This is a genomic window from Mesorhizobium sp. M8A.F.Ca.ET.208.01.1.1, assembly GCF_004791315.1.
Taxonomy (GTDB): domain Bacteria; phylum Pseudomonadota; class Alphaproteobacteria; order Rhizobiales; family Rhizobiaceae; genus Mesorhizobium.
Window position 1 is genome coordinate 375,503 of record NZ_SRUT01000001.1, and the last position, 23,881, is coordinate 399,383.

A 23,881-nucleotide genomic window follows, 5' to 3' on the forward strand; every position below is an offset into this window, starting at 1 on the left:
CGGCTATTTCAGCCACTCCGCGAGCTTTGCCTTGCGCATGTCCCGCAGCAGGTTGATGAAGCCGTCGGCCTGATATTGCGCAGTCAATCGGCCTTTCTCTGCCGTTGCAATGCTGGCGTCGCCGACCACGCCGTTGGGGTTGAGATCCCCAGCGATCCAGGCGAAGGCATGCGTGCCGGTGTGACGCAGCAGCGTGAAGTCCTTCTCGGCCTTGGCGACGTTGGAAATGAAATTGTCGGCCTTGCCCATGTCGACGAGATCCGGCCGGAAATGCAGCATCAAAGAGGTCTCGACATCGCCGCCATGGATGCCGTGACGGTCCTCGAGCTCGGTGTACATGCCGGCCGGGCGGCCAAAGCGCTGCCAGCTGGTCTTCACCGCCAGCATCTTTTCGCGCACGCGCAGTTCGCGCGTGACGATGCCCATGATCTCCTCATTGCCGCCATGCGAGTTGACGACGATGAGCTTGCGCACGCCGGCGCGCGCGATCGACAGGCCAAGCTCGGTCCACGCCTCGATCAGTGTCGTTGCCGGCAGGGTCAATGTGCCCGGCGCATGGAGATGCTCATTCGACTTGCCCACCGCCTGGACCGGCAGGATACGGATGTCGAGGTCCTCGGGCAGGCGTGCGATCACCGTGTCGAGCATGCCGTTCATGATCGAGGTGTCGGTCGACACAGGAAGATGCGGCCCATGCTGCTCGATCGCCCCCAGCGGCAACACCGCTATCGTCGCCTCGGGATCGATCGAGGCATATTCTGATGTCCGGTAGTCGCCCCACCAGACGCGTCTTTTTGTCTCGTTCATTTTGTGCCTCAACGGAACTGATTTGGCGTCGGCGCTGCCCCTCACCCTTACCCTCTCCCCGTAAGGACGGGGAGAGGGGATCGCCAGCCTCGGAGCGCTTCCCTTCTCCCCGTCTCTATACGGGGAGAAGGTGCCGGCAGGCGGATGAGGGGCAGCGCCAACTTCGCGTGACTTTAGACGATTGGACTGTCGATTCGTAGGGTTTCACTGGCGCTTCTTACCCGGCCGCGATGACCTCGACCTCGACCTTGAATTCGGGCCTGGCAAAGCCGGAAACGATCATCAGCGTCGAGGCCGGCGCCGGGCTGGAGAACATACGGTCACGGACCTCCATATAGGGCCGCAGATGCGCACGGTCGGTGACGTAAGCGTTGATGCGAACGATATCAGGCAACCCCAGCCCGGCTTCGCCCAGGATCGCCGCGATGTTCTTGAAGCAGAGTTCGGCCTGCGCGCCGGCGTCTTCCGGTATCTGGTCGTCCGCCGTGATGGCGACCTGGCCCGAGCACAGCACCAGGCGCTTGCCGGCCGGCACCTCGACGCCGTGGCTGTAACGGGCAAAGGGCGGCTTGATCGACTTCGGGGTGAGAAACTTGAACATGGCAATCTCCTGGATATCGTCAGCCTAAGGCCGGATGCATTGCACCATCAAGATGGCGGTGCATGTCGCCCGTGCGATTGTGGACAGGCGTTCAAAAAATAGGCACGATGCCCTTCGGTGCAGCACGACCTTTCCGGCTTTCGCAGATGGCTGTGGTGCAGGCGGGCGGGTCCCGGCGCGCGACGCCGGTGGCATGTGTCTTGCTTCTTGAATCTTTGGTGTCAAGCACGGCGCGCAACGCGCCGGTGCAAATAAAGGGCGGTGTCAATGTACGTGAAACAGAAGATTTCGGTGGCTGTCGTGGCTCTGCTTGCGGCCAGCACGCTGGGCGCGGCGGCGAATGAAAAAGTCACTTTCGGCACCAACTGGCTCGCCGAGCCGGAGCATGGCGGCTATTACCAGGCCGTGGCGGATGGCACCTATGCCGCCTGCGGCCTCGATGTCACGATCATGCAGGGCGGCCCGCAGGTCAGCGGCCGGCCGATGCTGCTCGCCGGCAAGATCGATTTCTACATGGGCGGCAATTTGCTGTCGGCCTTCGATGCCGTCCAGCAAGGCATTCCGATGCGCGTGGTGGCGGCGGATTTCCAGAAGGATCCACAGGTCATCATGTCCCACCCCGGCGAGGGGCTCGATAAATGGGAAGACCTGAAGAACGCCGAGCAGTACATTCTGGGCGATGAAGGTGCGCAGACCTTCTTCCAGTGGATGGTCATCGAGCTCGGCTTCGATGCTTCAAAGCGCGCGCCCTACACCTACAACACCGCTCCTTTCCTCGCCAACAAGAAGTCGATCCAGCAGGGCTACGTCACCTCGGAGCCGTTCGCGGTCAAGAAGGAAGGCGGCTTCGTGCCGAACCAGTTCCTGCTCGCCGACTATGGCTGGGACACCTATTCGACCACGATCGAGGTGATGCAGGACACGATCGACAAGAAGCCCGAGGTGGTCCAGTGCTTCGTCGATGGCTCGGCCAAGGGCTGGTACAAATACCTCTACGGCGACAACAAGGCCGCCAACGACATGATCAAGAAAGATAATCCCGACATGAGCGACGAGCAGATCGCCTTCTCGATCGAGCAGATGAAGAAGTTCGGCCTTGCCGATTCCGGCGACACCGAGAAGCTCGGCATCGGCGCCATGACCGATGCGCGGATCAAGAGTTTCTACGACAAGATGGTCAAGGCCAAGGTCACGCCTGCAGGCATCGACATCACGAAGGCCTACACGCTGGCCTTCGTCAACAAGGGCGTCGGGCTCGAGCTGAAGAAATAGGCCGGTCCCGGCATGAAGAGGGAGAAGGTGGCGCAAGCGCCGGCCTTGGACGTCGCTCCGACCTTGTTGGCGCTGCGTGGCGTCGGCAAGGTGTTTTCCAATGGCGTGACGGCGCTCAGCGATGTCGACCTGACGATCCGGGAAGGCGACTTCCTTAGCCTGCTCGGGCCATCGGGCTGCGGCAAGTCGACGGCGTTGCGGCTGATCGCCGGCCTGTCGACGCCGACCTCCGGCGTGCTCGACTGGCGCGGCGGGGGCTCGCTCGACCGCGCCAATATCGGCTTCGTCTTCCAGGAGCCGACGCTGCTGCCCTGGGCCAGCGTCTTCGACAATGTCTGGCTGCCGCTCAGGCTGAAAGGCATTTCTCGCGCCAAGGCCGCACCGGCAATAACGGAAATGCTGGCGCGGGTTCACCTCACCGGGTTCGAGGACGCGGTGCCGCGCGAGCTGTCCGGCGGGATGAAGATGCGTGTCTCGATCGCACGCGCCATGGTGACCAAGCCGCGCGTGCTGTTGATGGACGAGCCGTTCGCCGCGCTTGACGAGATCACTCGCTTCAAGCTCAACAACGACCTGCTGGAACTGTGGCAGGACGAGCGCTTCACCGTCGTCTTCGTCACCCACAGTGTGTTCGAAAGCGTGTTTCTGTCCAACCGCGTCGTCGTCATGGCGGCGCGGCCGGGCAGGGTGTTCGACGAACTCGCCATCGAGGCATCCTATCCGCGCGACGAGGCTTTCCGCACGTCGCCGGATTATGCAGCCCTGTGCCGGCAGGCCTCCGACGTTCTGGTCAATGCCATCAACTCAACGGCGGGCTCGCATCATGACGGTCATTGACGGCACGTTGAAACTCGACCCCGAGGAAGCGCGGCGCGTGCGCCAGGAGCGGCTCGAGCGGATCGGCCGCTGGGTGCTGCCGCTGGCGATCATGATCCTGGCGATCTGGCTGTGGGACCGCATCTGCGTCTGGAACGAGATTCCGCAGTACATCCTGCCGCGACCCGGCGTGGTGCTGTGGACGCTCTACAACGATGCCGGCCTGCTGTTCTCCGCGCTGCTGGTCACCCTGCGCATCACCTTCCTCAGCCTGCTCCTCGCGGTTGTCGGCGGCGTCGGCCTGGCGGTCTTGTTCGCGCAGTCGAAATGGGTGGAGATGTCGTTCTTCCCCTTCGCCATCGTGCTGCAGGTGACGCCGATCGTGGCGATCTTTCCGCTGATCAACATCTATGTCGACAACCAGACGACCAAGCTTCTGCTCTGCGCCTGGATCGTCGCCTTTTTTCCGATCCTGTCCAACACCACGCTCGGCCTCAACTCCGTCGACCGCAATCTGCGCGACCTGTTCAAGCTCAATGGCGCGACGCGTTGGCAGCAGCTGCGCTATCTCAGACTGCCGGCGGCGATGCCGTATTTTCTCGGCGGGCTGAAGATTGCCGGCGGCCTGTCGCTGATCGGCGCGGTGGTGGCCGAGTTCGTCGCCGGCGCCACCGGCCAGTCGTCGGGGCTCGCCTCGCGCATCATCGAAGCCGGCTACCGGCTGAATGCGCCAAGGCTGTTCGCGGCGCTGTTTTTGATTTCGCTCACCGGCATTCTGATCTTCCTCGTGCTGTCGCTGATTTCGCATCTTATATTGCGGCGCTGGCACGAGAGCGCGTTGAAGCAGGAGCGCTAGTGCCTTGATACCAGCCTCAGGTCCCTACCACTTAACCAATGTCCGGCTTCACGCGTCGCTGACGCCGGGCTTTGCCTCGGTCTTCGACAGAGATGGTTTTGCGCTGGCCGACATCACCGTCGCCGATGGCAAGATTTCCAGCATCGCGGCGCATGCCGCATCGAAAGTGCCGGCCGGCGCCATCGATCTTGGCGGCCGTATCGTGCTGCCGTGTTTCGTCGATTGCCACACGCATATCGACAAGGGCCATATTTGGCCGCGAAAGCCCAATCCCGACGGCAGCTTCATGGGTGCGCTGAACGCCACCGGCGCCGACCGCATGGCGCGCTGGAGCGCCGAGGACGTGGCGAAGCGCATGGATTTCTCGCTGCGCTCGGCCTACGCGCATGGCACCAGGGCGCTGAGAACCCATATCGACAGCGTCGCCCCTCAGGAGGAAATCTCCTGGCCAGTGTTCGAGACGATGCGCGAGGCATGGCGCGGCCGCATCGAATTGCAGGGTGCCTGCCTGCTCGGCATCGAGGGCGTGCGCGACAGAAAATGGTTCGACAGGCTGGCCAAACGAGTGGCCGCCGCCAGGGGCGTGCTGGGTGTGGTCACCTATATGGTGCCGGACCTGGAGGAACTGCTCGACCACGTCTTCGCGCAGGCGACCAAGCACGGGCTCGACCTCGATTTTCACGCCGACGAGACCAACGATGTCGCCGCGATCTCGCTGAAGAAGATCGCCGAGGCAGCCCTGTGGAACGGATTCGAGGGCAAGATCCTCGTCGGCCATTGCTGCTCGCTGGCGCGGCAGCCAGATCTCGAGGTGCTGGACACGCTGGACAAGGTGGCGAAGGCCGGGCTCGCCATCGTGTCGCTGCCGATGTGCAATCTTTATTTGCAGGATCGACGGAGCGACGGCACCACGCCGCGCTGGCGTGGCGTGACTCTGCTGCACGAGATGAAGGCGAGGGGCATTCCGGTGGCCGTCGCTTCCGACAACACCCGCGACCCCTTCTACGCCTATGGTGATCTCGACATGCTGGAAGTCTATCGCATGGCGACGCGCATCCTGCATTTCGATCATCCGGTCGCCGACTGGCCGCAGGCGGTGACCGCGACACCGGCCAAGGTGATGCGGCTCGATGGCTTCGGCATGCTTGCCGCCGGCGGCGACGCCGACTTCATCCTGTTCAAAGGTCGAAGCTGGACGGAATTGCTGTCGCGGCCCGAATCGGATCGCATCGTCGTGCGCGCCGGACGCGCGATCGACCGGCGATTGCCCGACTATGCCGAACTCGACGAGCTGATGGTGGAATGATGGATGTTTCGGCGCTCAAACGCGATCTCGACGGAATAAAACTCGACGACAATCCGGCGATCGTCCAGCAGAAGAGCCGCGACTTTTACTGGTACAGCCCGGTGCTGAAACGGCAGCTCGACCACGTCACCGGCGACCTCATCGTGACGCCGAAGACCGAGGCCGAACTGATCCGCGTGCTTGCCGCCTGTCACCGCCGTGGCGTGCCGGTGACGCCGCGCGGCAGCGGCACCGGCAATTACGGCCAGGCAATGCCGCTGTCGGGCGGGGTGGTACTCAACCTCGCCGAGGTGAACGAGATCAAGTTGATCGGCCCAGGCCGCGTGGTGACCGGACCCGGCGCGGTGCTGGCCGACATCGACAAGGCGACGCGGGCGCATTCCGGCCAGGAACTGAGGCTGTCGCCCTCGACCTACAACACCGCCTCCATCGGCGGCTTCATCGCCGGTGGTTCTGGCGGTGTCGGCTCGATCAATTTCGGCGGATTGCGCGACTTCGGCAACGTGCTGCGGCTGCGCGTGGTGACGATGGAGGCCGAGCCGAAGGTGCTCGAACTGACAGGCGAGAACCTGCACAAGGTGACCCACGCCTATGGCACCAATGGCATCATATCCGAGGTCGAGATGCCGCTGACGGCAGCCTATGACTGGATCGATGTCATCGTCGGTTTCGACGCCTTCATGGAAGCAGCCCGTTATGGAAACGCGCTCGCCTGCCAGGACGGCATCCTGACCAAGCTGATCACGCCGATCGCGGCACCCGTGCCGCAACTCTACTTCAAGCGGCACCAGAAATTTTTCAGGGAAGGGCAAAGCATCTGCGTCGTCATGGTGGCTCGGCATGGGCTGGACGCCTTCCTGGCCTTTACGCGCCGCGCCGGGGGCGACGTGATCTTCAACGCTGCCCTTGCCGCGCCGGAGGTGAAAAAGGGCCTGCCGCCGGCCTACGAGCTGGCCTGGAACCACACCACGCTCAGGGCACTGCGGGTCGATCCGTCGATTACCTATCTGCAATCGCTCTATCCCTTTCCCGACCAGTTGGCGCTGGTCGAGAAGATGGATGCAATGTTCCCTGGCGAGGTGTTCTCGCATCTCGAATTCGTCCGGCTGGACGGCAACATCACCTGCTTCGGGCTGCCGCTGGTCAAGTTCACCACCGAGGCGAGGCTCGACGAAATCATCCGCCTGCATGAGGACAATGGCTGCCCGATCTTCAACCCGCACCGCTACACACTGGAAGAGGGCGGCATGAAGCAGACCGACGCCGTGCAGTTGGCCTTCAAGCGCGAGACCGATCCGCAAGGCCTGCTCAATCCCGGCAAGATGATCGCCTGGGAAAACCCGGACTACGACTACCGTTCGGGCCGGACTTTTCTGTTCAAGGGGCTGCAAAAGGCAGGCTGATGAACATCCTCGTGCTCTACGCCCATCCGGTCGAGACCAGCTTCAATGCCGGCCTGCACCGGATGATCGTCGAGCGGCTGACGGCGGCGGGTCATACAGTCGACAACTGCGACCTCTACGCAGAGAATTTCGACCCGCGCCTGACGCGGGCGGAACGGCTTGGCTATCACGACCCGCGTGGACCAGGGGATGCGGTTGCCGGCTACATTCAGAGGCTGCAGGCGGCCGAGGCCCTGGTGCTGTCATTTCCGGTCTGGAACTACGGCTATCCGGCGATCCTGAAAGGATTTTTCGACCGCGTCTTCCTGCCCGGCGTGTCGTTCAAGTTGGTCGATGGCAAAGTGCAGCCGACGCTGCACAACATCCGCAAGCTGGCGGCTGTCACCACCTATGGCGGCAGCCGGTTCCGGGCGATGGTGATGGGCGATCCGCCGCGCAAGGTCGTGAAGCGCATGCTGCGCGCCACGATCAAGCCCGGCGCTCCCGTCTCCTATCTCGCCCATTATGCGATGAACCTGTCGACCGACGAAACGCGCAAGTCCTTCATGACGAAGGTCGCGGCCAGCATGGATGCCTTCTGATGCGTGCGCTTGTCGTCTATTGCCATCCGGTGCCGGAGAGCTTTTGCGCCGCGATCCGCGACACCGCCGTGGACGTGCTGACGCGTCGAGGCTGGGACGTGCGGCTGCTCGACCTCTATGCCGAGAAATTCGATCCGGTGATGAGCTGCGAGGAGCGGCGCAGTTACAACGACCATGCGCCGCAGGATCCGGCGCTGAAGCCGCATTTCGAACTGCTCAATTGGGCCGAGGCGATCCTATTCGTCTATCCGACCTGGTGGTATGGGCTGCCGGCGATGCTGAAAGGCTGGCTCGACCGGGTGTGGGCGACCGACATCGCCTTCAAGCTGCCGGCGGGCAAGGGCAGGATCAAGTCGCTGATGACGCATGTCACCAAGGTCGGCGTCATCACCACCTGTGGTGCGCCAACCTGGTGGAGCGTCGTCGTCGGCCAGCCCGGACGCAAGACCTTGCTGCGCGGCATGCGGGCGCTGTGCGCCAGACGCTGCAAGACGTTTTTCCTGGCGCATTATTTGATGGATGCCTCGACGCCGGCGACGAGAGCGGCGTTTCTGGTCAAGGTGCGGGCGAAGCTGGAGCGTTTTTGAGAGCAGCACTTGCCTTCTCCCCTTGTGGGAGAAGGTGGCCTCGCGAAGCGAGGTCGGATGAGGGGTGCTCCAGGGAACGCCAACGCCTCACTCCGCTGGAACACCCCTCATCCGTCTCGGCGCTGCGCGCCGATCCACCTTCTCCCACAAGGGGAGAAGGAAGAGGCGCCGCGCTACATCCTCACCCGTTCCGACCTCGGATCATACATCGGCTTCAGCGATGATTCGGCGGCAAACCGTTCGCCGGCGATCTCGATCTCATAAGATGAAGCGAGCACATCCGCCTCGCTTTCGCCCTGGCATGGCACATAGCCAAGGCCGATGGCGCCGCCGAGATGATGGCCGTAATTGCCGGAGGTGACCGGACCGACGATCTTGCCGTCGCGCAGGATCGCCTCGTTATGGAAGAGCAGCGGCTGCGGGTCCTTCAGCCGGAACTGGACCAGCCGGCGGTTCAACCCGGCCTCCTTCTTCTTCAGCACGGCGTCGCGGCCGATGAAATCGCCCTTGGCTGTCTTCACCGCGAAGCCAAGGCCTGCTTCCAGCACATTGTCCTCATCGGTGATATCGTGACCGAAATGGCGGAAAGCCTTTTCGATGCGGCAGGAATCCAGCGTGTGCAGGCCGCACAGCTTTAGCCCGACATCCGCGCCGGCCTCGTCGATCGCCTCGAAGACATGCGCGGCCTGTTCGGTCGAGACGTAGAGTTCCCAGCCGAGTTCGCCGACATAGGTGACGCGGTGCGCCCGGGCGAGCCCCATGCCAATCTCGATCTCCTGGAAGGTGCCGAACGGATTGTTCTCGTTGGAGAAGTCGTTGGGGCTGACCTTCTGGATCAGTTTTCGCGCATCCGGACCCATCAGGCAGAGCACGCTTTCGGCCGCGGTGACATCGGTGATGACGACGAACGCCTCACCGACATGCCGGCGCAGCCAGGCGAGGTCGCGTTGCAGCGTGGCCCCTGGCACGACGAGGAAATAGGCCGTATCTGAGAGGCGAGAGACGGTGAGGTCGCTCTCGATGCCGCCGCGCTGGTTGAGCATTTGCGTGTAGACGATCTTGCCCGGCGCCACATCCATGTCGTTGGCGCAGAGCCTTTGCAGGAAACGCTGAGCGTCGCGACCCTCGACTCGGATCTTGCCGAACGAGGTCATGTCGAACAGACCGACCTTGTTGCGGACCGCCAGATGCTCCTCACGCTGATTGTCGAACCAGTTCTGCCGCTTCCAGGAATAGCGATATTCGCGCTCCTGGCCTTCGCGCGCGAACCAGTTGGCGCGCTCCCAGCCGGCAACCTCGCCGAACACGGCGCCACGCGCCTTCAGATGTTCATGCAAGGGCGAGCGGCGCACGCCACGCGATGTCGCCATCTGCCGGTAGGGAAAATGGTCGGCATAGAGCAGGCCGAGCGTTTCGGAGACGCGCTCCTTGAGATAGCGGCGGTTCTTCTGGAACGGCTGGGTGCGGCGGATGTCGACTTCCCACAGGTCGAACGGCGCTTCGCCATCGTTGATCCACTGCGCCAGCGCCATGCCGGCGCCGCCGGACGAGACGATGCCGATCGAGTTGTAGCCGGTCGCCATCCAGTAGCCGCGCAGCTCCGGCGCCTCGCCTAGATAGTAGCGGTCGTCGGGGGTGAAACTTTCGGGGCCGTTGAAGAAAGTGTGGATGCCGGCGGTGGCCAGCATCGGCATGCGGTTGACGCCCATTTCGAGGATCGGCTCGAAATGGTCCATGTCCTCCGGCAACTGGTCGAAGCAGAAGTCTTCGCGTATGCCGTCCATGCCCCATGGCTTGGCCACTGGCTCGAAGGCGCCGAGCATCATCTTGCCGGCGTCTTCCTTGTAGTAGGCGCATTCGTCGGGCACGCGCAGCACCGGCAGCCTGCCGAGGCCGGGGATCGGTTCGGTGACGAGATAGAAATGCTCGCAGGCATGCAGCGGGATGGTGACGCCGTTCCGGGCACCGAGTTCGCGCGCCCACATGCCGGCGCAGTTGACGACGATGTCGGCCTCGATGGTGCCTTGCTCTTCGCCCTGCGCCCAGGACACGCCGGTGACGCGGCCATTTTTTGTATGGACCTTCGTCACCTTCACATTCTCGACAATGGTGGCGCCGCGCTGGCGCGCGCCCTTGGCCAGCGCCATGGCGATGTTGGCCGGGTCGCATTGACCGTCGAGCGGCAGATGCACGGCGCCGACCACGTCGGAGACGTTGAGATGCGGATACATCTGCTTGACTTCATTGGGAGAAATCTCGCGCACATCGACATCGAAGGCGCGGGCGAGCGATGCCTGCCGGTAGATCTCGTGCTTGCGCTCCTCGGTCAGCGCGACGGTGATCGAGCCGACCTGGCGCATGCCGGTGCCGACCTCGGTCTCGGCCTCCAGCTTCACGTAGAGGTCGGCCGAATATTTCGCCAGCCGGGTCATGTTCTGCGAACCGCGCAACTGTCCGATCAGGCCGGCGGCATGCCATGTCGTGCCCGAGGTCAGCTGCTTGCGCTCCAAAAGCACGATGTCGGTCCAGCCGAGCTTGGCCAGGTGGTAGGCGACCGAGCAGCCGGAGACGCCGCCGCCGATGATGACGGCCCGCGCCTTGGTGGGAATGGTCTTGACGGTCATGCGGCCTCACGACGGTAGCTGGAAACAAAACGGCGCAGCCGGGCGGCTGCTTCCCGCAGTACCGGTTCGGGCTGGCACAGGCTTATCCTGATATGGCCGGCCGCGGCTTCGCCGAAGCTGGAACCGGGCATGACGCCGACCTTCTCCTTGTCGAGAAAGGCGAAGGCGAACTTCTCGTCGTCGGGTTCGACATCCGATATGTCGAGCATGACATACATGCCGCCTTCGGAACCGCGCACGGTGACATCGTTCATGCCGCGCACCGCGTCGAGCAGGACGGTGCGGCGTGCGGCGTAGCGTTCGGCGATGTCCTTGACGCCATAGTGCTGCTCCAGCGCCTCGGCGCAAGCGATCGAGATGAAGGCCGGCAGGCCGTAGGTTGTCACCAGGTTGAGGTTGGTCAGCAGCGTGATCATCTCCTCCGGACCCGTCAGCCAGCCCATGCGCCAGCCGGTCATGCCGTGGCTCTTGGACATCGAATTGATGACCAGCGTGCGCTCGGCCATGCCGGGCAGCGAGCGCGGCGAGACATGCTCGCCGCCGCCCAGAGTCCAGTAAACCTCGTCGGAAAGCAGCCAGAGGTCGTGCTCGCGGCAGAGTTCTGCCAGTTGTTCCAGCCGCTCGCGCGAGTAGACCGCTCCGGTCGGATTGTTCGGCGTGTTGATCAGGATGGCGCGCGTGTTGGGCTTGAGTGCCGCACGGATCATGTCCGTGCGGGGTTGGAACCCATCCTCGGCCGGCGTCTCGACCACGGTGAAACTGGCGCCGGCGGCACTGAACGTGTTGGGGTAGGTGGCATAGTAGGGCGCCACCACGATGGCGTGGTCGCCCTGATCGAGCACGGCTTGCACGGCAGCGTAAAGTGCTGCCTGGCCGCCCGGCGTGGCGATGACCTCTTCCGGCCTCGTCTCGACGCCGGTGCAGGCGCTGGAGGCCGCCGCCATGGCCTTGCGCAGGCGCGGCAGGCCGGGCAGCGGCGTGTAGTGATGGTTGCTGCCACGGACCGCTGCCACACAAGCTTCGATCGTCTGCGACGGCGTGTCGAAATCGTGGTCGCCGACCGACAGCATGATGATGTCCTCGCCGGCCTCCTTGCGGTTCCAGGCGGCGAAATGGACCTCCCAGCCATCCTTGCCCGATGGCACGATGCCGGTAATGCGCGATGATGGTTTAGGCATGTAAGACTCCCGTGATCGCGTAACCGTTCTGTTGCAGCCGGTCGCGCAAGGCGGCGATATGGGCGGGACCGACCTCGCAGCAACCGCCGACGATGTCCGCTCCAGCTTCCACCCAGCCGACAGCCTGATCGGCGTAAGCATCCGGACCGAGGTCGTGGCGGGCATGCAGCACGTCCACGGTGCCGCCATGCTTGAGTGCTTCGGTGGAGGTGAAGCCATTGGCATAGGCGCCGACCGGGCCGCCGAGCTCGACCAGTTCCGGCAAGGCCGCCGCGATGGCTTCCGGGCGACAGCAGTTGAGCAGCCGCGCCGCCACCGGCAGACCTCCGAGCGCATCCGCTGCCGACGCAATCGTCTCGCCGCTGCGCAAGCGTGGCGTGCCGTGATCGGCCAGCGTCCATGACACCCAGACGGGCTTGCCGCTTTCCGATGCGGCGGTGACCGCCGCGCGTGCCTCTTCGGCAGAGGCCATGGTCTCGCACAGGAACAGGTCGACGCCATCAGCCTGCTCGGCGACGATGCGGCGGTAGATGTCGAGTGTGTCCCGGTAAGAGATCGTCAGCGCCGGCGCGTAGCTGCCGAAAAGCGGTGACAGGCAGCCGGCGATCGCAGCGTCGCCGGCCTCGTCGCGGGCTTGCCTGGCGAGGTCGATGCCGCGCTTCTGCAACGGCTTGAACAGGTCTTCCGCGCCCTCGCGCGCCAGGCGTTCGGGCGTCGCCGAATAGGTGTTGATGGTGATGACCCGGGCGCCGGCGCGGATGAATTCGGCATGCAGGCCGCGCACGAGGTCCGGTTCGTCGATCAGCACCCTGGCCGACCACAGCGGCGTCGGCTCGGACTTGCTGCGCCGCACCAGCTCCTGGCCCATGCCGCCATCGGTGAGGATAACCGGCTTCATGCGCGCAGCCTTTCGTTCTTGGGATCCCACAACGGCTCGTCCTGCTGCACGACCGCCTTGAAACGGTCGCCGAAGATCTCGACCTCGACAGAGGTGCCGGGTTCGCTCAGGTCGGCGCGCAGCATGCCGAGCGCGATCGATTTGTCGACACGATGACCCCAGCCACCCGATGTCGTCTCACCGACGATCTGGCCGTCGTGCCAGAGCGTCGACATGTAGGGCGCGTCGCAATCGCCGGGATTTTCGACCACCAGCGTGACGAAGCGCTTCTTCACGCCTTGCTGGTTCTCGTTCTGGAGTGCCGCCTTGCCGCGGAAGTCGGGCTTTTCCCATTTGACGAAGCGCTCGAGCCCGCCCTGCAGGATCGAATAGTCGGTCGACAGGTCGCCTTTCCAGGTGCGGTAGCCCTTTTCCAGGCGCAGCGAATCCAGCGCGTACATGCCGAACGGCTTCAGTCCGTGGTGCTGCCCGGCGGCACAGATCGCATCGAAGATGGCGGCGGTGTCGTCGACCCTGGTGTGGATCTCCCAGCCGAGCTCGCCCGCGAAGGAGACGCGAACCAGCTTGGCCCAGCGGCCGGCGATCCTGGTCTCCTGATGCGTCAGCCATGGCAAGGTCAGGTCGGCCTCACAGACATCGGCAAGGATTTTTCGCGAATTGGGGCCGGCCAGGATCTGCGTGGAGAATTCCTCTGTCCGGTCGATCAGCTTGAACGCGGCATCCCCGGGCATGTGCGACTTCAGCCATTCGAAGTCGTGCCACTGCGCCACCGCCGCGGTGATCAGCGTCATGGACTCCTCGCCATGGCGCACCACCGACATTTCGGTGACGATGCGGCCCTTGTCGTCGGAGAAATAGACCAGGCCGATGCGACCGGGCTTCGGCACCAGGCCGGTTACCTGCCGGCTCAGCCATTCGGCGGCGCCAGGGCCTTCGAGATTGAAGCGCGAGAAGCCGGGCAGGTCGAGGATGCCGGCGGCGTCGCGGACCGCGAGACACTCTTCGCGGACTCGTTGCTGCCAGGGCCCCTCGCGGCGGAAGGTCAGCGTGGCTTCCTCGGAGATGTCGTCGCCGTCCTGCGCGTACCAGGTGGCGCGTTCCCAGCCATTATAGGCATCGAAGCGGGCGCCCAGCGCCTTGATGCGATCGTGGATCGGCGACAGTTTCCTGTCGCGGCCTTCCGGCCAGGCGTGACGCGGGAACTGGATGGCGTATTCGTTGCCGTAGATTTCCATGCCCTTGGCCACGCAATAGTCCGGCGCGGAAGCAAAGGAGGTGAAGCGGCGCGGATCGCACGACCACATGTCCCATTCGGTCTGGCCTTGCGTCACCCATTCGGCCAACACCTTGCCGGCGCCGCCGCCCTGGGCGATGCCGAAGGTGAAGACGCAAGCCTCGAAGGCGTTGGGAACGCCCGGCATCGGCCCGATCAGCGGATTGCCGTCGGGCGCATAGGGGATCGGTCCGTTGATGACCTTGGACAGGCCGGCGGTGCCCAGGATCGGCACGCGGGCGACCGCGTCGGCCAGATAATGCTCCAGCCGATCGAGATCGTCGGGGAAGAGCTGGAACGAAAAGTCGTCCGGCATGGGATCGTTGTGGGTGGCCCAATGCGCGCGGCAATTACGCTCATAGGGGCCGAGATTCATGCCGGCCTTTTCCTGGCGCAAATAATATGAAGTGTCGACGTCGCGCAGCAGCGGCAACTTCTTGCCCTGTTCCTTCGACCAGGCGGCAAGTTCGGGGATTTCCTCGAACAATATGTACTGGTGGCTCATCACCATCATCGGCACTTCGCGGCCGAACATCCTGCCGACTTCGGCGGCACGGTAGCCGGCAGCATTGACGACGATCTCGCAGCGGATCTCGCCCTGCGGCGTCTCGACCACCCATTCGTCCTTCTCACGGCGCACGCCGGTGACAGGGCAGAAGCGGATGATTTTCGCGCCCATGTCACGCGCGCCCTTGGCCAGCGCCTGCGTCAACTGCGCCGGGTCGATGTCGCCGTCGCTCGGATCGTAGAGCGCGCCCTTCAATTCATGCGTTTCGAGGAATGGATAGCGGCGCTTGATCTCGTCGAGCCCGACCACGTCGATGTCCATGCCCTGATAGCGGCCCATGCCCTTGGCGCGCTGGAACTCCTGCATGCGCTCCTTTGTGTGGGCGAGCCTGAGCGAACCGGTGACATGGTAGTTCATGGGATAGTCGACCGCGTCGGCGAGGCCACGATAGAGCTCGGTCGAATAGCGCTGCATGTTCATCAGCGACCAGGAGGAGGAGAAGGTCGGCACATTGCCGGCGGCATGCCAGGTCGAGCCGGAGGTCAGCTCGTTCTTTTCCAGGAGCACGCAGTCGGTCCAGCCGGCCTTGGCCAGATGATAGAGCGAGGAGGTGCCGACAACGCCACCTCCGATGATCACCACGCTCGCCGTGCTTGGCAAACCCGCCATGTTCTTCTCCCAATCTTCAAGCGCGCCGCGCTTTTCTTTTTGTTTTTATGCGTGTCGCTATCGCAAAACCGCTGCACGGTTCCGGACGACATGCATTCATCAATCAATAGACCGGTGGCGAAACCACCCAGATGACAACAGCCGGTTCGCTACCCGGATTGCGCCAGCGGTAAGGCTTGCCTTCGAAGCGGAAGGAGTCGCCTTCGCCAAGCCGGTGCCAGACCCCGGCTATTTCGATGTCGAACTGGCCGGACGCGATGTATCCGGCCTCCTCGGTCGGCCGGCGGGCCTCGTTCTTCAACTCCGCTCCCGGCGCGAAGACCGACCGCACCATCTCGAAGCTACCACCGAGGTCCGGTGACAGAAGCTCCTCCACAAGACCGGATTCGCTGGTGCCAAGCGTGCGGCGCTTGCCGGCGCGCACCACCACGCCGCGCTCGCTCTCCACGGGCACGTCATGGCTGAAGAACAGGCTGATCGGCACGCCGAACAGGTCGGCAAAGGCCCGGAGATCACTGAGCGATGGCGTCGACAGGCCGCGTTCGACCTGGCTGACCCAGCCGACCGAACGGCCGAGCTTCAGCGCGATCTCGGCCAGCGTCAGTCCGCGCACCCGGCGCAAGGCCCTGATATCGCCGGCCAGGACGCGCTCGTCAGGTCCCTGTAATGTTCGTGCGCTAGGGGAGACCAAATCGCTCACTTCATGAAAATTTTCAGCCGAATTTCATGAGAAATCAAGCTCATGAAAAAATCAAGTAGATTTTCACCAATGCTCAAGATTTGCTTGCAGGATTTTGACGGTTCATGCAAAGGCTCCGCCGCGAGCGGCGAGTGGGGACGTCCGATCGACACAACGGCTAAGGGACGGCCCATGCTGGAAAAGAAGGCTCGAATCACGGTTGATGCCGAGATCGTCGACGACGCGATCATGTCGCGCCGTTCGGTGCGTGCATTTCTGCCCGACATGATCGATGACGAGACGATCCGTGACATACTGACTGTTGCGGCGCGCGCTCCCTCCGGCACCAATATGCAGCCGTGGCGAGTCTACGTTACCAAGGGCGGGACCAAGCGGCGGATCACGGATGCCATCATGAATTCCGGCATCCGCGCGGAAAAAGCCGACTGGGACGAATATCGCTATTATCCCACCCAGTTCTTCGAGCCTTATCTCACCCGCCGCCGTGCCAACGGGTTCGGCCTTTATGGCGCACTCGGCATAGGCCGCCGGGAGGTCGACAAGATGCGCGCCCAGCACGACCGCAACTTCGTCTTCTTCGATGCGCCGATCGGCATGATCTTCACCATCGACCGCCGGCTCAACCAGGGTTCGTGGATCGATTACGGCATGTTCCTGCAAAACATCATGGTCGCGGCGCGGGGCAGGGGTCTGCATACCTGTCCGCAAGCGGCCTTCGCGCCCTATCACCGGCAGATCCGGCCGGTGCTCGGCATTCCCGACGAGGAGATCGTCGTCTGCGGCATGGCGCTCGGCTATGAAGACACTTCCAAGCCCGAGAACGCCTTCCGCACCGATCGTGAGCCGCTCGAGGAATGGGTGACGTTCAGCGAATAGGTCTCGGCCGCCAACCGGGGCAGGGCCGCTATTCCGTATTCATGTGCGCGCCGTGGCCGCTGACATGGGCGCCATCCTGCGGCGTCAGCTTGAGATAGGCAAGCAGCGCGCAGAGCGTGATGATGCCCTCGATCACGAACAGGATCCGGAAATCGCTGGCGACGGCCGGCCCGCCGCCGGCGAGAAACGACAGCATCGCGGCCGCGAGGCCGACGCTGATGGCGACCGCCAGCTGCCACAGGATGTAATAGAGCGCGCTGAAGCGGGCGAGCTGCTCGGGCGCGATGTCGGAATAGGCTAGATTGCCGGTCGAAGCCCATTGCACCGAGCGGAAGACGCCAAAGACGAAGATGTAGGTGAGCGTGATCCAGACCGGGGTCGTTGCTTGGATCAAGGCGAAGCCCGCGACCATGGCGGCAACCACGGGCGTGTTGAAGACCAGCACGCGGCGAAAACCGAAACGGTTGAGAAGGCGTGGCATGAAGAAACGCATACCCACCGAGCCGACCGCCGCCACGAAGGTCAGCGATCCTGCCTGCACCGCGCTCATGCCGAAGCCGAGCTGAAACATCAGCGGCAGCAGGAAGACGACGGAGCTGAGACCGATCGTGTCGAGGCCGCCTCCGGTAAGGAAGGAGATGCGGAAGGTGCGGATGCGCAGGAGCTTGAGATCGAGCAGGGGATTGCGCACGCGCAGGCAGTAGAAGGAGGCGGCCGTCAGGATGATGAGCGCCAGCGCAAGCTCGGCCGCGATCATGCCGGTGGCGGCGTCTTTCGCCGCAAGGGAGTCCATGCCGAAGACCAGCAGCACCATGCCGCTGCCGACCAGCACAAAGCCTGGAAAATCGAACCGCGTGCGCACGGGCTTGGTCATTGTCGGGAACAGTGAGGCGGCAAGGATTGCGGCGGCGAGCGCGAACGGCACGTTGATGAAGAAAATCCAGCGCCAGGAGATGTAGGTGGTCAGCGCGCCGCCGACGAGCGGACCGACCAGCGGCCCGGACTGGCCGGCCAGCGAGATATACATGTTGATCTTCAAGGTCCGGCTGCGCGGGAAGGTCGACAGGATGACGACCTGGCCGAGCGTGCCCATCAGTGCGCCACCGAAACCCTGCAGCGCGCGGGCGCCGACCAGCATCCAGATGTCGTTCGAGAGCCCGCACAGAGCCGATGAAGCGGCAAACACCAGCAAGGCGAAGCAATAGACGTTGCGCAGGCCGAAACGATCGGCCGCCCAGCCGCCGAGCGGCATGGAGATGATCAGGCTGGCGACGTAGACGGTGATCAGCAGGCCGAGCTGGCTCGGCGGACGGCCAAGGCTTTGGCTGATGCCCGGCAGCGCCGTCACCACGACATTCTGGTCGAGGCTGGTCATGAACACGCCGCAGGCGACCGTCAGCGGCAGCAGGAGCAAGGCTCTGGCCGGCACATCGGCGCGATCGGTGGCGCCGGCGGATAGTTCAGCGGTCATGGGGATGTTCGAACCAAATATGCCGACTTTGAGACGGGATTTTCATATCCCTTGGACCGTGGGCGGCCATGTTTTGCATCATGGGCGCCCGCGGCAGGATTCTCTAGCGGCAGAACCGGCCGGTATTGAGGCCAGAAGCAGCGGCAATGGGCACATCCGGCCGCACTGCCTACTGCACCTCGTAGCCGACTTCCTCGCTGGCATGGCAGAGCGCCTTCCAGAACGAGCGGGCGAAAGAGCGGAAGACATAGATGTCGAACTGGTCGGTGCCGGTGCGCTGGATCTGGGCGAAGACATCGTGATGCGTTGTCGAGCGGCCGGCGCCGACCGGAAAGGCGGGCAGGGCGAAATCGATGGCGAAGAATTTCGACAGCACCCATTCGGCTTTCGGCCCGGCAATGCGGATGGCGGTGCGGCCATGCGACAGATCCGTCACCGTGCCGATGGCCGGCGTCACCGTCTTGGCGAAGGCCGCGGCCAATCCTTCGGCCTCATCGGCCACGGTGAATTTTCCCGGTGCGAAACCGAACACCGACTTCGCGCCGTCGCTCAAGCCGCCGCCGGCGCCGTCCGGCAGAGCGAGCCCGCTGACGGCGCGGATCGCTGCCATCAGTTTCTTCTCTTCGCCAGGCCATGCCGCGAGTTGCACGATCGAGCCCGGCCTGGTTTCGGTGAGCAGGATCTCGACGCCATGTTCGAAATTGCCGTGCGAGCCGACTTGGAATTCAGGCTCGAGGGGCGATTGACGCTCAGCCATGCATGCGGGTCCCTTCCGGATCGTAGAAGTGGTTGGAGACGATCTCCACGGGCCCGAAGCGGTTGCGCAAGGGGTCGGAGACATGGGCACGCGTGCCGTGCCTGGCCTTGCCGCCCTTGACCAGCGCCAGCGCGATATGCTTGCCGAGCGCCGGCGAATAACAGCAGGCGGTGATGTGCCCGATCGAGCCGTGCGGATTGGCTTCGTCGACTTCCTCGACAATATGCGCGCCGCCATTGAGCGGCCGGTTGTCGAGCGCGATCAGGCCGACCAGTTCCAGCCGCTCGGACGCGACGAGGCCTTCCCGGTCCATCATCGCGGAGCCGATGAACGGCTTCTTCTTCGACAGCATCCAGTCGAGATGCAGGTCGCGCGCCGTGGTGCGGCCATCGATCTCGGCGCCGGTGACATGACCCTTCTCGATGCGCATCGTGCCCAGCGCCTCGAGCCCGTAGGTCACCAGCCCGAACGGCTTGCCGGCCTCGACCAAGGCTTCCCAGACATGGGTGCCGTGGCCGGCGCCGGAATAGACTTCGAAGGCCATTTCGCCGGAGAAGGATAGCCGGCAAATCATCACCGGCACACCTGATATCTCACCGTGCACGATGCCCATGAAGGGCAGGGTCGCATTGTCGACATCCGTGCCGGTGACGCAGGCGGCCAGAATCTGCCTCGCTTTCGGACCGCCGATCGCGGCTCCCGCCCATTCGTCGGTCACCGAGGTGACATGGACCTTGAGTTCCGGCCAGATCACGTCGAGGAAATATTCCAGATGCTGCATCACCTTGCCGGCATTGGCCGTGGTGGTGGTCATCAGGAAATCCTGTTCGCCGAGCCGCCAGGTGGTGCCGTCGTCGAAGGCAAAACCGTCCTCGCGCAGCATCAGCCCGTAGCGTGCCTTGCCGACGGCGAGCGTCGAGAACAGGTTGGTATAGACGCGGTCGAGGAACGCGGCCGCGTCGGGGCCCTGCACGGCGATCTTGCCCAGTGTCGAGACATCGACCATGCCCGCACTTTCGCGCGTCGCCTTGGCTTCTCGCACATAGGCCTGTTCGACAGTCTCGCCTGAAAGCCCGTAGATCATCGGCCGGTACCAGAGGCCGGCGGAGTACATGGTCGCGCCATTGGCGAGATGCCAGTCATGCATCGGCGTCAGCCGCTCGGGCTTGAGATCACCGAAACGTTCGGCTGCCAGCGAGCCGATCGACACCGGCGCGAAGGGTGGCCGGAAGCGGGTCGTGCCGACTTCCGGGATCGGCTTGCCGAGCGCTTCCGCCATGATGGCAAGGCCGGGAACATTGGAGCTCTTGCCCTGGTCGGTGGCCATGCCGAGCGTGGTGTAGCGCTTCAGGTGCTCGACTGAGACGAAGCCTTCGCGATGCGCCAGGCGGACATCCTCCGCCGTGACGTCGTGCTGGAAGTCGACAAAGCTCTTGCCGCTGCCCTTGATCTCGAACACAGGCGCGGGATCCTGGTCTCCAGGAGTTGCCTCGACAGTGGGCAGCGCCGCCGGCGTGCCTGTTCCTCCGGCCGCGGCAAGGCCTGCGGCGCGGCCTTCGGCGATCGCCTCGACCGTCGAAAAGCTGCCGGTGAAGGCGCCGGCGCCAATCCAGTTTTGTGTCGGCTTGGGCGGCAGGAAGGCCTGCCGGGCGGCGTTCCATTCCGCTTTGGCGCCGGCCTGGCTGGCCAGATGGATGGTCGGCGACCAGCCGCCCGACATCAGCAGGCAATCGGCATGGACGCTGCGCGCATCGCCGCTCAGCGCACCGGCGACCATGTCGAACCGCTGGACCTTGAGGCCGGACATGGCCTTGCCACCTTCCGTGGCGACCACCGCATGACCGGATAGCAATTCCGCCTCGGCTTCGCCGGCCAGGGAGCTCATCTCGGCGGACGGTTGCGGGCGCACGTCGACGATGGCAACGATCGTAGCACCAGCCTGCTTCAGCGCCAGCGCCGACCGGTAGGCGCTGTCATTGTTGGTGAACACCACGACCCGCTGCCCCGGCAGCACGCCGAATTCGCTGGCGTAGCGCTCCGCCGCGTGCGCCAGCATCACGCCGGGCCGGTCATTGCCGGGAAACACCAGTGGCCTTTCGAAGGCGCCGGTGGCCAGCACCACGGAACGGGCGCGGATCGCCCAGTAGCGATGGCGCGGCTCACCCTTGGCGGGCTGCGCCTTGTGGTCGCTGACCCGCTCGAGCGCGGCAAGCGTGTTGTTGTCGTAGTAACCCCAGACCGTGGTGCGCGGCAGAAGCCGGACATTGTCGCGGGCCTCGAGCTGGGCGACGGTGCGCCGCACCCATTCAGCCGCCGGTGCGCCATCGATGGTTTCGCCCGACCAGTTGCCCGAACCGCCGAAACGCGGCTCGAGATCGGCCAGGACAACGCGTGCGCCTTGATCGGCGGCAGCCTTGGCGGCCATCAGCCCGCCCGGGCCGGAGCCGACCACAAGCACGTCGCAAAAACCGTTCATGCGTTCATAGCGGGCCGGGTCCTTTGCCGATCCGGCGCTGCCAAGGCCGGCGGCGCGGCGGATGAAATGCTCGCAGAACATCCAGAACCGCGTGCCTTTCAGCGGGCCGATAACCGGACCCATGAAGGTCTTGTAGTAGAAGCCGGCCGACAGGATCTTGCCGCCGAGCTGGTTGACGGCATGGATGTCCCAGGTGAGCGAGGGGAAACGGTTCTGGCTGACGGCACTCAGCCCGTCATGGATCTCGACCATGGTCGCCGGGATGTTGGGTTCGCGCACTTCGCCCTTCAGCACCGTTACCAGCGCGTTGGGCTCCTCGACGCCCGCGCTCAGCAGGCCGCGCGGCCGATGGTATTTGAAGGAACGTCCGAACAGCGTGACGCCATTGGCCAGCAGCGCGGACGCCAGCGTGTCGCCGCCATGCCCGGTATAGGCAACGCCGTCGAAAGTGAAGCGGATCGTCTTCAGCCGGTCTATGCGGCCGCCGGTGTCGGTGCGGCGCGGGCTCATGGCTTGTCCTCCGCCTTGCGGCGCGCGGCCGAGCTGTGATCGCCGCGCACGAAGGCGACACTGGAAATCTCATGCGTCAGCGTGTTGCGCACAACCCTCAGATGCGCCCGGCAGCCGCCGGAATGCTGCCAGATCTCGTTGTGGTCGCCGGCCGGATTCAGCCGGTCGTAGACATAGGCGTTCCAGGCCTCGAAATTCTGCGAGGCGGGGTCGGGACGCTCGCGGTTTCCGTCGCCCTGATAGGTGAACTCGATGACGTCGCGCGGGCCGCAGTAGGGGCAAGTGATCAGCACGGAATGTTCCTAATGAAGCCGCGGGTTCGCGCCCTGACCCTTGTCGTCGATCACCAGGCCGCGATGAAAGCGGTCGAGCGTGAAAGGGGCGTTGAAATCGTGCGGCTGGTCCTTGGCGATGGTCCAGGCAAAGCACCAGCCGGAAGCAGGAGTCGCCTTGAAGCCGCCATAGCACCAGCCGCAATTGAGATACATGCCGGGCAGGGGGCCGATGGCGATGATCGGCGAGCCATCCATCGACATGTCGCAGACGCCGCCCCAGGAGCGCAGCATGCGCACGCGGGCAAGGCCTGGGAAAAGCGCCAGCATCTCGCTCATCACCTCGTCGACGATGGGCAGATTGCCGCGCTGGGCGTAGCTGTTGTAGCCGTCGATGTCGCCGCCATAGACAAGGCCGCCCTTGTCGGACTGCGACATGTAGAAATGGCCCATGCCGAAGGTCACGACGGTGTCGATGAAAGGTTTCAGCGATTCGGTGACGAAGGCCTGCAGCACATGGCTTTCGATCGGCATCGTCTCGACGCCGGCCAGTTGCATGACGCGGCCGGTGCTGCCGGCCACCGCGACCGCCACTTTCTTGGCCCTGATATCGCCGCGCGAGGTGGTGACGCCGGTGATGCGGTCGCCGTCGCGCAGAAAGCCGGTGACCTCGCAATTCTCGATGATGTCGACGCCGCGGCGGTCGGCGCCGCGCGCATAGCCCCAGGCAACCGCATCGTGCCGGGCGGTGCCGGCGCGCCGCTGCATCAGGCCGCCAACCACGGGAAAGCGTGCATCATTGGAGATATCGAGCGCCGGGATCAGGCGCTTGATCTCGGCTGGCGTCATCAATTCCGCGTCGACGCCGAGATGGCGCATGGCGTTGCCGCGCCTCGCGTAGTCGTCGAACTGAGCCGGCGTGTGCGCCAGGTTCAGGCAGCCGCGCTGCGAGAACATGACGTTGTAATTGAGCTCGTGCGACAGGCCCTCCCAAAGCTTCATCGAATGCTCGTAGAAGCGGGTATTGGCCGGCAGCAGATAGTTCGAGCGCACGGCCGTGGTGTTGCGGCCGACATTGCCGGATCCCAGCCAGCCTTTCTCCAGTACCGCGACATTGGTGATGCCGTGTTCCTTGGCCAGATAGTAGGCGGTCGCCAGGCCGTGACCGCCGCCGCCGATGATGATGACGTCGTAGGAGGCCTTCGGATCCGGCTTGCGCCAGGCCGGCTTCCAGTCCTTGTTTCCCTTGAGCGCGTTCGCGAGCAGCGAAAGGGCCGAGTACTCTGCCATGTGTAAGGTGTCCGTTGCGGGCGATGCGGCAGACTATAGAGCAGGCCGCATCGGCAAAGCCAATATTGCGCCATGGCCTTTCGACTGGCCGACGCCTCGATGCGACGGCTTGCCCCATGATATGGCCGTCTTTATCAAGGACAGGCTTTT

The 23,881-nt window shown here is 64.1% G+C and carries 20 protein-coding genes; 8 read left to right on the plus strand and 12 right to left on the minus strand.

Annotation, left to right across the window (positions count from 1 at the left end; all coding sequences use genetic code 11):
* Nucleotides 1–3: 3 nt before the first annotated feature.
* Complete coding sequence (locus EN851_RS01840) at nt 4–807, minus strand: creatininase family protein (protein WP_135928405.1); 804 nt, start codon at nt 805–807, stop codon at nt 4–6.
* A gap of 217 nt (nt 808–1,024) precedes the next feature.
* The gene (locus EN851_RS01845; protein WP_127277991.1) at nt 1,025–1,408 is read right to left on the minus strand and encodes a RidA family protein; all 384 of its coding nucleotides are present in this window, start codon (nt 1,406–1,408) and stop codon (nt 1,025–1,027) included.
* 267 nt (nt 1,409–1,675) lie between these two features.
* Here EN851_RS01845 and EN851_RS01850 point away from each other — a divergent pair, with 267 nt between their 5' ends.
* From EN851_RS01850 to EN851_RS01880, 7 genes are read left to right on the plus strand one after another with little or no spacing between them, the layout of a single operon-like run.
* Nucleotides 1,676–2,680 (plus strand): ABC transporter substrate-binding protein, encoded by a 1,005-nt coding sequence (locus EN851_RS01850; RefSeq protein WP_127277990.1) that lies wholly within the window; start codon nt 1,676–1,678, stop codon nt 2,678–2,680.
* A gap of 12 nt (nt 2,681–2,692) precedes the next feature.
* The gene (locus EN851_RS01855) at nt 2,693–3,517 is read left to right on the plus strand and encodes an ABC transporter ATP-binding protein (RefSeq protein ID WP_135915686.1); all 825 of its coding nucleotides are present in this window, start codon (nt 2,693–2,695) and stop codon (nt 3,515–3,517) included.
* Nucleotides 3,504–4,352 carry an ABC transporter permease gene (locus tag EN851_RS01860; protein WP_127871556.1) on the plus strand — a complete coding sequence of 283 codons (849 nt, stop codon included), beginning with the start codon at nt 3,504–3,506 and terminating at the stop codon, nt 4,350–4,352. Before EN851_RS01855 ends, EN851_RS01860 begins: the two co-directional genes overlap by 14 nt.
* Nucleotides 4,353–4,356: 4 nt before the next feature.
* The gene (locus EN851_RS01865) at nt 4,357–5,658 is read left to right on the plus strand and encodes a cytosine deaminase (RefSeq protein WP_135928406.1); all 1,302 of its coding nucleotides are present in this window, start codon (nt 4,357–4,359) and stop codon (nt 5,656–5,658) included.
* Nucleotides 5,658–7,061, plus strand: coding sequence for an FAD-binding oxidoreductase (locus EN851_RS01870; RefSeq protein ID WP_135929132.1), 1,404 nt, complete (start codon nt 5,658–5,660; stop codon nt 7,059–7,061). The genes EN851_RS01865 and EN851_RS01870 overlap by 1 nt, the downstream gene beginning before the upstream one ends.
* The gene (locus EN851_RS01875) at nt 7,061–7,642 is read left to right on the plus strand and encodes an NAD(P)H-dependent oxidoreductase (protein ID WP_167531380.1); all 582 of its coding nucleotides are present in this window, start codon (nt 7,061–7,063) and stop codon (nt 7,640–7,642) included. The genes EN851_RS01870 and EN851_RS01875 overlap by 1 nt, the downstream gene beginning before the upstream one ends.
* The gene (locus EN851_RS01880) at nt 7,642–8,229 is read left to right on the plus strand and encodes an NAD(P)H-dependent oxidoreductase (RefSeq protein WP_135928407.1); all 588 of its coding nucleotides are present in this window, start codon (nt 7,642–7,644) and stop codon (nt 8,227–8,229) included. The genes EN851_RS01875 and EN851_RS01880 overlap by 1 nt, the downstream gene beginning before the upstream one ends.
* Before the next feature lie 173 nt (nt 8,230–8,402).
* On the opposite strand, the gene EN851_RS01890 is transcribed toward EN851_RS01880, so the two are convergent.
* The 5 genes from EN851_RS01890 to EN851_RS01910 form a co-directional block, all read right to left on the minus strand.
* The gene (locus EN851_RS01890) at nt 8,403–10,853 is read right to left on the minus strand and encodes an FAD-dependent oxidoreductase (protein WP_127871552.1); all 2,451 of its coding nucleotides are present in this window, start codon (nt 10,851–10,853) and stop codon (nt 8,403–8,405) included.
* Nucleotides 10,850–12,031 carry a pyridoxal phosphate-dependent aminotransferase gene (locus EN851_RS01895; protein WP_127871551.1) on the minus strand — a complete coding sequence of 394 codons (1,182 nt, stop codon included), beginning with the start codon at nt 12,029–12,031 and terminating at the stop codon, nt 10,850–10,852. The genes EN851_RS01890 and EN851_RS01895 overlap by 4 nt, the downstream gene beginning before the upstream one ends.
* The gene (locus tag EN851_RS01900) at nt 12,024–12,929 is read right to left on the minus strand and encodes a homocysteine S-methyltransferase family protein (RefSeq protein WP_135928408.1); all 906 of its coding nucleotides are present in this window, start codon (nt 12,927–12,929) and stop codon (nt 12,024–12,026) included. Before EN851_RS01900 ends, EN851_RS01895 begins: the two co-directional genes overlap by 8 nt.
* Complete coding sequence (locus tag EN851_RS01905) at nt 12,926–15,379, minus strand: FAD-dependent oxidoreductase (protein WP_135928409.1); 2,454 nt, start codon at nt 15,377–15,379, stop codon at nt 12,926–12,928. The genes EN851_RS01900 and EN851_RS01905 overlap by 4 nt, the downstream gene beginning before the upstream one ends.
* A 103-nt stretch (nt 15,380–15,482) precedes the next feature.
* Complete coding sequence (locus tag EN851_RS01910) at nt 15,483–16,079, minus strand: XRE family transcriptional regulator (RefSeq protein WP_189521743.1); 597 nt, start codon at nt 16,077–16,079, stop codon at nt 15,483–15,485.
* Between the two features lie 171 nt (nt 16,080–16,250).
* Between EN851_RS01910 and EN851_RS01915 the strand changes: the two genes are divergently transcribed.
* Nucleotides 16,251–16,955, plus strand: a complete 705-nt coding sequence (locus tag EN851_RS01915; protein ID WP_189521744.1) for a nitroreductase — start codon at nt 16,251–16,253, stop codon at nt 16,953–16,955.
* Nucleotides 16,956–16,983: 28 nt separating this feature from the next.
* Here the strand turns inward: EN851_RS01915 and EN851_RS01920 are convergent, their stop codons facing one another.
* From EN851_RS01920 to EN851_RS01940, 5 genes are all read right to left on the minus strand, one after another.
* Nucleotides 16,984–18,426 carry an MFS transporter gene (locus EN851_RS01920; RefSeq protein WP_135928411.1) on the minus strand — a complete coding sequence of 481 codons (1,443 nt, stop codon included), beginning with the start codon at nt 18,424–18,426 and terminating at the stop codon, nt 16,984–16,986.
* Between the two features lie 169 nt (nt 18,427–18,595).
* A complete protein-coding gene (locus EN851_RS01925) occupies nt 18,596–19,183 on the minus strand; it encodes a sarcosine oxidase subunit gamma (RefSeq protein ID WP_135928412.1) in 588 nt (195 codons plus the stop codon).
* Nucleotides 19,176–22,169, minus strand: coding sequence for a sarcosine oxidase subunit alpha (locus EN851_RS01930; protein WP_135928413.1), 2,994 nt, complete (start codon nt 22,167–22,169; stop codon nt 19,176–19,178). The genes EN851_RS01925 and EN851_RS01930 overlap by 8 nt, the downstream gene beginning before the upstream one ends.
* Nucleotides 22,166–22,462, minus strand: coding sequence for a sarcosine oxidase subunit delta (locus tag EN851_RS01935; RefSeq protein ID WP_027145874.1), 297 nt, complete (start codon nt 22,460–22,462; stop codon nt 22,166–22,168). The genes EN851_RS01930 and EN851_RS01935 overlap by 4 nt, the downstream gene beginning before the upstream one ends.
* A gap of 9 nt (nt 22,463–22,471) precedes the next feature.
* Nucleotides 22,472–23,731, minus strand: a complete 1,260-nt coding sequence (locus tag EN851_RS01940) for a sarcosine oxidase subunit beta (RefSeq protein ID WP_135915698.1) — start codon at nt 23,729–23,731, stop codon at nt 22,472–22,474.
* Between the last annotated feature and the right edge of the window lie 150 nt (nt 23,732–23,881).

What these genes read in the sequence shown, in the direction of transcription:
- EN851_RS01840 (WP_135928405.1), bottom strand. Translation starts at nt 807, where the DNA reads ATGAACGAGACAAAAAGACGCGTCTGGTGGGGCGACTACCGGACATCA.
- EN851_RS01845 (WP_127277991.1), bottom strand. Translation starts at nt 1,408, where the DNA reads ATGTTCAAGTTTCTCACCCCGAAGTCGATCAAGCCGCCCTTTGCCCGT.
- EN851_RS01850 (WP_127277990.1), top strand. Translation starts at nt 1,676, where the DNA reads ATGTACGTGAAACAGAAGATTTCGGTGGCTGTCGTGGCTCTGCTTGCG.
- EN851_RS01855 (WP_135915686.1), top strand. Translation starts at nt 2,693, where the DNA reads ATGAAGAGGGAGAAGGTGGCGCAAGCGCCGGCCTTGGACGTCGCTCCG.
- EN851_RS01860 (WP_127871556.1), top strand. Translation starts at nt 3,504, where the DNA reads ATGACGGTCATTGACGGCACGTTGAAACTCGACCCCGAGGAAGCGCGG.
- EN851_RS01870 (WP_135929132.1), top strand. Translation starts at nt 5,658, where the DNA reads ATGGATGTTTCGGCGCTCAAACGCGATCTCGACGGAATAAAACTCGAC.
- EN851_RS01875 (WP_167531380.1), top strand. Translation starts at nt 7,061, where the DNA reads ATGAACATCCTCGTGCTCTACGCCCATCCGGTCGAGACCAGCTTCAAT.
- EN851_RS01880 (WP_135928407.1), top strand. Translation starts at nt 7,642, where the DNA reads ATGCGTGCGCTTGTCGTCTATTGCCATCCGGTGCCGGAGAGCTTTTGC.
- EN851_RS01890 (WP_127871552.1), bottom strand. Translation starts at nt 10,853, where the DNA reads ATGACCGTCAAGACCATTCCCACCAAGGCGCGGGCCGTCATCATCGGC.
- EN851_RS01895 (WP_127871551.1), bottom strand. Translation starts at nt 12,031, where the DNA reads ATGCCTAAACCATCATCGCGCATTACCGGCATCGTGCCATCGGGCAAG.
- EN851_RS01900 (WP_135928408.1), bottom strand. Translation starts at nt 12,929, where the DNA reads ATGAAGCCGGTTATCCTCACCGATGGCGGCATGGGCCAGGAGCTGGTG.
- EN851_RS01905 (WP_135928409.1), bottom strand. Translation starts at nt 15,379, where the DNA reads ATGGCGGGTTTGCCAAGCACGGCGAGCGTGGTGATCATCGGAGGTGGC.
- EN851_RS01915 (WP_189521744.1), top strand. Translation starts at nt 16,251, where the DNA reads ATGCTGGAAAAGAAGGCTCGAATCACGGTTGATGCCGAGATCGTCGAC.
- EN851_RS01920 (WP_135928411.1), bottom strand. Translation starts at nt 18,426, where the DNA reads ATGACCGCTGAACTATCCGCCGGCGCCACCGATCGCGCCGATGTGCCG.
- EN851_RS01925 (WP_135928412.1), bottom strand. Translation starts at nt 19,183, where the DNA reads ATGGCTGAGCGTCAATCGCCCCTCGAGCCTGAATTCCAAGTCGGCTCG.
- EN851_RS01930 (WP_135928413.1), bottom strand. Translation starts at nt 22,169, where the DNA reads ATGAGCCCGCGCCGCACCGACACCGGCGGCCGCATAGACCGGCTGAAG.
- EN851_RS01940 (WP_135915698.1), bottom strand. Translation starts at nt 23,731, where the DNA reads ATGGCAGAGTACTCGGCCCTTTCGCTGCTCGCGAACGCGCTCAAGGGA.